Here is a 6,423-nt window from a genome sequence, read left to right as displayed (position 1 = left end):
CAGATCTTTTCTCGATCCGATTTCCTCGGTGCTTTCCAGGTTCCCGCTCTCGCGTTTCCCTTTCCGGCGGTTCCGACTCTATCAGATCCTTTCGGCGTCTGATTCCCAGTCAGCGGGTTTGTCTTCCCGGCCGTTGGGCCGTTCCGACGAGTGAGACTTTAGCGGATTCCCGGCTCCCGAGCTAATCGGGGGCCGCGTCCTTTCGAACACGGATTCCTCATTTCGCGAATACGCACACCAAAGCAGCCGACACCGAAGCGTCGAAGCTTGACTGGTACTTGCGGAATGGCTGTCCGGGGACCGACCGGAGTCGGCGCTCACGTCGGACAACTCGGAGAACAGTACGTAACGCGCCGGGGTGTGTCAACTTGCCTCCCTGAGACCCTTCGGCGGCGTACTCTGGCCCCATGACTACGCGTACGTGTACCCAGCAGTGGTGGCTCGCCTGACGGCGGCCGATACACGTATGCACTCAACGGCCGCCGCCTCGGCGGCCGTTCTCGTTTCTCCTCCAGGACTCCGGGGGCCGGCCGGCCGGGACGGCGGTCTCGACCAGGAGTGGAGTAGAGATGACGCGGGTCTTCAGCGGGGTCAAGCCGACCGGACACCTGACCCTGGGGAACTACCTGGGAGCCATGCGGCGCTGGGCCGAGGTGGACCAGCACCGGTCGGACGCCTTGTTCTGCATCGTCGATCTGCACGCGCTGACCGTGGACCACGATCCGGCGCGGGTGCGCAGGCTCAGTCGCCAGGCGGCGACTCTGCTGCTGGCGTCCGGGCTCGACCCGGAGCTGTGCACCGTGTTCGTGCAGAGCCACGTCGACGAGCACACGCGGCTGTCGTACCTGCTGGAGTGCGTGGCGACGGACGGTGAGATGCGGCGGATGATCCAGTACAAGGAGAAGTCCGCGCGGGAGCGTGAGCGCGGCGGGAGCGTGCGGCTGTCGCTGCTGACGTACCCGGTGCTGATGGCGGCGGACATCCTGGCGTACGGGACGGACGAGGTGCCGGTCGGGGACGACCAGACGCAGCACGTGGAGCTGACGCGGGATCTGGCGGTGCGGTTCAACCAGCGGTACGGGCATACGTTCGTGGTGCCCAAAGCCACCCATCCGGAGGTGGCCGCTCGGGTGATGAACCTGCAGGACCCGACGGCGAAGATGGGGAAGTCGGACGAGTCGGGGCCGGGCATCGTCTATCTGCTGGACGAGCCCGACGTGGTGCGCAGGAAAGTCATGCGGGCCGTGACCGACAGCGGGCGCGAAGTGGAGTACGACCGGGAGGGGCGGCCGGGGGTCGCGAATCTGCTGGAGATCCTCGCGGCGTGCACAGACGGGAACCCGGAAGCACTGGCCGGTGTATATGAGTCGTACGGTGCCTTGAAGAAGGACACCGCGGAGGCGGTGGTGGAGGTTCTCAGGCCCGTGCAGGCCAGGCACAGGGAGTTGTGCGCGGATCCCGCCTATGTGGAGGGGGTGCTGCGGGACGGTGCGGAGAAGGCTCGGGCGATGGCCCGGCCGACCGTCGATACCGCTCACAGGGCGATCGGGTTGCTGCCGCCCGTGCCGGAACCCGCGCTGAGCGTCGCTCGCTGACCGTGGGGCGGCGGGGTGCCCCGCCGCCTTCGCGGAGTTGCGGGCGTCAGTCCTTCTTGCCGGAGGCGAGTTCGCGGCTGCGGTCGCGGGCGGCCTCCAGCGCGGCGATGAGGGCCGCGCGAACGCCGTGGTTCTCCAGCTCGCGGATGGCGTTGATCGTCGTACCGGCCGGGGAGGTGACGTTCTCGCGGAGCTTGACGGGGTGCTCGCCGCTGTCGCGGAGCATCACGGCGGCGCCGATGGCGGACTGCACGATGAGGTCGTGGGCCTTGTCGCGGGGCAGGCCGAGCAGGATGCCGGCGTCGGTCATGGCTTCGACCAGGTAGAAGAAGTAGGCCGGGCCGGATCCGGACAGGGCGGTGCAGGCGTCCTGCTGGCTCTCGGGGACGCGGAGGGTCTTGCCGACGGCGCCGAAGATCTCCTCGGCGGTGGCGACGTGGTCGACGGTGGCGTGACTGCCGGCGGAGATGACGGACATGGCCTCGTCGACGAGGGCGGGGGTGTTCGTCATGACGCGTACGACCGGGGTGCCCGCGGCGAGGCGCGACTCGAAGAAGGAGGTGGGGATGCCGGCGGCTCCGCTGATGACCAGGCGGTCGGCGGGGATGTGCGGGGCGAGTTCGTCCAGGAGGGCGCCCATGTCCTGCGGCTTTACCGTGAGGATCAGGGTGTCGGCGGTCTTGGCGGCCTCGGCGTTGTCGACCGGGGAGACTCCGTAGCGGGTGCGGAGTTCCTCGGCGCGCTCGGGGCGGCGGGCGGTGACCAGGAGGTCGGCGGGGGCCCAGCCGGCCCGGATCATTCCGCTGAGCAGGGCTTCGCCGATCTTGCCGGTGCCGAGGACTGCGACTTTCTGGCTCATGTCGTTCATCCTCGCACCGGCGGTGAGATGTGCGGGGCGGTTGTCCGGTTGGCGGACGTCCGGCCGGGTGTGGGCGCCTCCGGCTCACGCCGTCCGGCGTCGCAAGGTGGCCGCGCCCAGTGCGAGGACCAGCAGTGCGCACCCCGCCACGATCAGGACGTCGCGCACGAAGGTCGCCGTCATGTCGGTGTGGTGGAGGACCTCGTTCATGCCGTCGACGGCGTACGACATCGGAAGGACGTCGGAGATGGCCTCCAGGGCGGGGTGCATGGCGGAGCGGGCGGTGAACAGGCCACAGAGGAGGAGCTGGGGAAAGATCACTGCGGGCATGAACTGGACCGCCTGGAATTCCGAGGCCGCGAAGGCCGAGACGAAGAGACCGAGGGCCGTGCCGAGCAGGGCGTCGAGGAGGGCGACGAGCAGGAGCAGCCAGGGCGAGCCGGTGACGTCCAGCCCGAGGAACCAGACGGCGAGTCCGGTGGCGAGGGCCGACTGGACGATGGCGAGGGCGCCGAAGGCGAGGGCGTAGCCGGCGATGAGGTCGGCCTTGCCCAGGGGCATGGCGAGCAGGCGTTCGAGGGTGCCCGAGGTTCGTTCGCGCAGGGTGGCGATGGAGGTGACCAGGAACATCGTGATCAGCGGGAAGATGCCGAGCAGGGAGGCGCCGATGTTGTCGAAGGTGCGCGGGCTGGCGTCGAAGACGTAGCGCAGCAGGATCAGCATCAGACAGGGGATGAGGATCAGCAGCGCGATGGTCCGCGGGTCGTGGCGGAGCTGGCGCAGGACGCGGGCCGCGGTGGCGGTGGTGCGGGCGGCGCTCAGGGTGCTGGTGGGCGCGGCGGGGGTTGCGGGCGTGGTCGTGCTCATCGGGTCGTCTCCTTGGTGCGGTCCGCGGCGGCCGCTTCGTCCACGAGGCGGAGGAAGGCGGCCTCGACGGTGTCGGTGCCGGTGCGGGTGCGCAGGGCGTCCGGGGTGTCGTCGGCGAGGATCCGGCCCTCGCGCATGAGGAGGAGGCGGTGGCAGCGCTCGGCCTCGTCCATGACGTGGGAGGAGACGAGGAGGGTGGCACCGCGGGCGGCGAGGTCGTGGAAGAGGTTCCACAGGTCCCGGCGCAGGACGGGGTCGAGGCCGACCGTCGGCTCGTCCAGGACCAGGAGTTCGGGGGTGCCGAGGAGGGCGACGGCGAGGGAGACGCGGCTGCGCTGGCCGCCGGAGAGGTTGCCGGCGAGGACGTCGGCATGGCTGGCGAGGTCGACCTCGGCGAGGACGCGTTCGACGTCCTGGCGGCGTTCGGCGGAGGTGCGGCGGGGGTCGAGGATCGCGGCGAAGTAGTCGAGGTTCTGGCGGATGGTCAGGTCGTCGTAGACGGAGGGGGCCTGGGTGACGTAGCCGATGCGGCTGCGCAGGGTGGGGTGGCCGGCCGGGCGGCCGAGGACTTCGAGGGTGCCGGTGACCTTGGCCTGGGTGCCGACGACCGACCTCATCAGGGTCGACTTGCCGCATCCGGAGGGGCCGAGCAGGCCGGTGATCTGGCCGCGGGGGACGGTGAAACCGAGGTGGTGGAGGACGGTGCGGGGGCCGCGGACGACGGTGAGGTCGTCGGCGTGGACGGCGTCCGGTGCCGTGGGGTGGGGTGGGTCGGTCGCATAATTCATCATGTGATGAATAATCTTGGCGACGGCCGGTGGCGTCAAGAGGTGGAGGTCGGTGTGCCGCACACGAAAGCGGCGGCCCGGACAGGAACCGGGCCGCCGCCGCTGCTGTTGCCGCTGGGAGGATGTGGGGTCAGGGCTTGGTCGCGACGAGCAGGAGCACGTCGTAGGTCTCCTCGACGATGCCGTCCGGGAAGACCTTCAGCACATGGCCGCGCTCTTCCTGCAGGAACGCGTTCCTGCGCTCCTCGGGAGTGACCAGGAAGCCCGAGTGGCTGCCGATGTTGGCGAGGTGGGTGTCGATCGGGATGCGCCGGCTCCAGCGGACCTCGCGGCGGGTGAAGCGGAGGCGGCCGCTGGGGTCGGCGAGGTCGGTGCGGTCACCGGCCCTGCGCTTCTCGGCGGCGGTGTCGATGCCGAAGAAGCGGTAGATGCGGTCGGCCGCGTCGGCGATCCACTCGACGTCGAGCGCGTCGGCGTTCCACCACAGCGCCAGCGCACCGCCCGGCCGCAGCACCCGCAGCGCCTCCGGCACCGAGTGCGCCGGGTCCGTCCAGTGCCAGGCCTGGGCGTAGGTGAGGAAGTCGGCCTGGGCGTCGGCGACGGGGAGGGCGTTGCCGTTGCCCCGCACGATCGGGATGTGCGGCAGTGCGCGGCGGAACTCGGCGGCCATGCCCGCCCCGGGTTCGACCGCGAGGATGTCGGCGCCGCGGGTGTCCAGCAGGGTGGTGGCGATCCCGGTCCCGGCGCCGACGTCCACAACCCGGGCACCGGAGAGCGGCCGCCCGGCCAGTTCCTCGACGGTGTCGAAGAGAGCGGGCGGGTAGGAGGGACGGTTCGCGGCGTACTGGGCCGCGGCGGCGTTGAAGGAGTGGGCGCGCAGGGCGTGTGACGGCGCGGTCGGCTCCGGGGAGGCTGAGGTCGTGGTCATGCGGCCATGGTGCGCGGGGCGGGGCGGGAGGGAACAGCGGGTTTATCGGCAAAGGCGGTGCATTTCGGCCAGGCGCACGGAAATACGGCCTGGGGCGCGGGGCCTGGGGCGCGGGCCTGGTACGCGGGGCAGTGGACGCCGGGGGGCGGGCGCCGGGGGCGGGCGCCGAACGCGGTGGCGGTCCTGCTCTACCGCCGTATCGCCACGCCGTCCCGCGGCGCCCCTCCCGCGGCGCCGCTCCCGCCGGGCAGTCCCCACGGGCGCTCCCGCCAGACGCTCCCCTCGGTCAGTCCCCTCGGTCAGTCCCCTCGGGCGTCCCGTTACCAGTTGCCGGCGATGCCGGTCACCGGCGCCGCTTCTTCTTCGACGGGTTGCCCGTGCGCCGGGAGGACCGGCGCTCGTACTCCTCGCGGGCCGTCTCGTATTCCTCGCGGTGCAGCTTCTCGCCCGGGGCTTCGGTGAGGGAGCGGACGAAGCAGGCGAGAAGGGAGCCGACGAATCCGATGGCCAGCAGGCCGCGCAGGGAGGCCTGGCGATGGGGGTCGTGGCGCTTGCGGAAGCCGTCCCAGGTGTTGCGGAAGGCGAGCGCACTGCAGATCGCGAACATCGCGACGACCAGCACGGTCACGAAGGCGCCGGTGCCGGCGATCCGGATGCCCTCGTAGGCGAAGTTCAGGATCAGGCAGGAGGCGGCGGCCGCGGCGAGGGAGCCGACGGCCACGCCGGCTCGGCGGGCCGCGTACCCGTTGTCGTGGTTCACCCAGGAGGTGCCGAAGAACCGGAGGGGCTCGGGGCGGGGGCCGCCCTGGGCCGCGTCGCCTGCGGAGCCCGCCGGGGTGTCCGGGGTGCCGTTTTCGTCGCTCACGGGACGATTATGGCTCCGGACGTGGGCGGGCTCCGGGCGGGGTCAGCCGCAGCGGGCGGCGACGTAGCCGTCGGTGCCCGTCTGCACGTAGGCGTCAGAGACGTACTCGCCGTTGCTGATGTTGTCCCAGATCTTCGAGGTGCCGTACGGGCCGGTGATGGCGGTGCCGGGTGACTGGCAGTAGATGTGGACCTTGGCGCCTTCGGGCAGGACGCGGACGAGGTTGTAGTTGGTGCCGGGTCCGCTGCGGACGTTCAGGCGTACGCCCGGGGCGACCGAGTAGTAACGCAGGGACTCCGTCGTGACCGCGGCCGTCGCGGTCGCCGCACCGCTGTTGTCTTCTTCTTCGACGCGCTCGACAGACATCGAGTGCCTCCCCCCGTTGTCCCCATGGCTGTCATGGGGACACGTTGATTCCCTTGAAACGAATTGCGAAACACCCGTGCGCAACTCGCACGCAGACGCTAGCAAGCCGCCTCTGTCTCGTACGAGTCATCGACTAGGCTCCGTGCGTCGCGCGC

7 protein-coding genes are annotated in these 6,423 nt (G+C 70.6%); 1 reads left to right on the top strand and 6 read right to left on the bottom strand.

Features of this window, described 5'->3' with window-relative positions; translation table 11 throughout:
* The first annotated feature begins 569 nt into the window (after positions 1–569).
* Complete coding sequence (trpS, locus tag ACIRU3_RS27375) at positions 570–1,595, top strand: tryptophan--tRNA ligase (RefSeq protein ID WP_404061256.1); 1,026 nt, start codon at positions 570–572, stop codon at positions 1,593–1,595.
* Positions 1,596–1,641: 46 nt separating this feature from the next.
* Here trpS and proC read toward each other — a convergent pair whose 3' ends face one another.
* From proC to ACIRU3_RS27345, 6 genes are all read right to left on the bottom strand, one after another.
* Positions 1,642–2,454, bottom strand: coding sequence for a pyrroline-5-carboxylate reductase (gene proC / locus ACIRU3_RS27370; protein ID WP_404061253.1), 813 nt, complete (start codon positions 2,452–2,454; stop codon positions 1,642–1,644).
* An 84-nt stretch (positions 2,455–2,538) separates the two neighbouring features.
* Positions 2,539–3,321, bottom strand: coding sequence for an ABC transporter permease (locus ACIRU3_RS27365; protein WP_404061250.1), 783 nt, complete (start codon positions 3,319–3,321; stop codon positions 2,539–2,541).
* Positions 3,318–4,112: an ABC transporter ATP-binding protein gene (locus ACIRU3_RS27360; protein ID WP_404061248.1), complete on the bottom strand. Its 795-nt coding sequence runs from the start codon at positions 4,110–4,112 to the stop codon at positions 3,318–3,320. The genes ACIRU3_RS27365 and ACIRU3_RS27360 overlap by 4 nt, the downstream gene beginning before the upstream one ends.
* A gap of 127 nt (positions 4,113–4,239) precedes the next feature.
* A complete protein-coding gene (locus ACIRU3_RS27355) occupies positions 4,240–5,037 on the bottom strand; it encodes a class I SAM-dependent methyltransferase (RefSeq protein ID WP_404061245.1) in 798 nt (265 codons plus the stop codon).
* Positions 5,038–5,380: 343 nt separating this feature from the next.
* The gene (locus tag ACIRU3_RS27350; RefSeq protein WP_404061242.1) at positions 5,381–5,902 is read right to left on the bottom strand and encodes an EamA/RhaT family transporter; all 522 of its coding nucleotides are present in this window, start codon (positions 5,900–5,902) and stop codon (positions 5,381–5,383) included.
* 42 nt (positions 5,903–5,944) lie between these two features.
* The gene (locus ACIRU3_RS27345; RefSeq protein WP_404061240.1) at positions 5,945–6,268 is read right to left on the bottom strand and encodes an SH3 domain-containing protein; all 324 of its coding nucleotides are present in this window, start codon (positions 6,266–6,268) and stop codon (positions 5,945–5,947) included.
* Positions 6,269–6,423: the final 155 nt, after the last annotated feature.

Origin of the sequence: Streptomyces sp. NPDC101151 (assembly GCF_044768335.1) — a bacterium.
GTDB lineage: Bacteria > Actinomycetota > Actinomycetes > Streptomycetales > Streptomycetaceae > Streptomyces.
The sequence above is the reverse complement of the archived record's forward strand: the minus strand, read 5'-3'. Positions and strand labels throughout refer to the sequence as shown.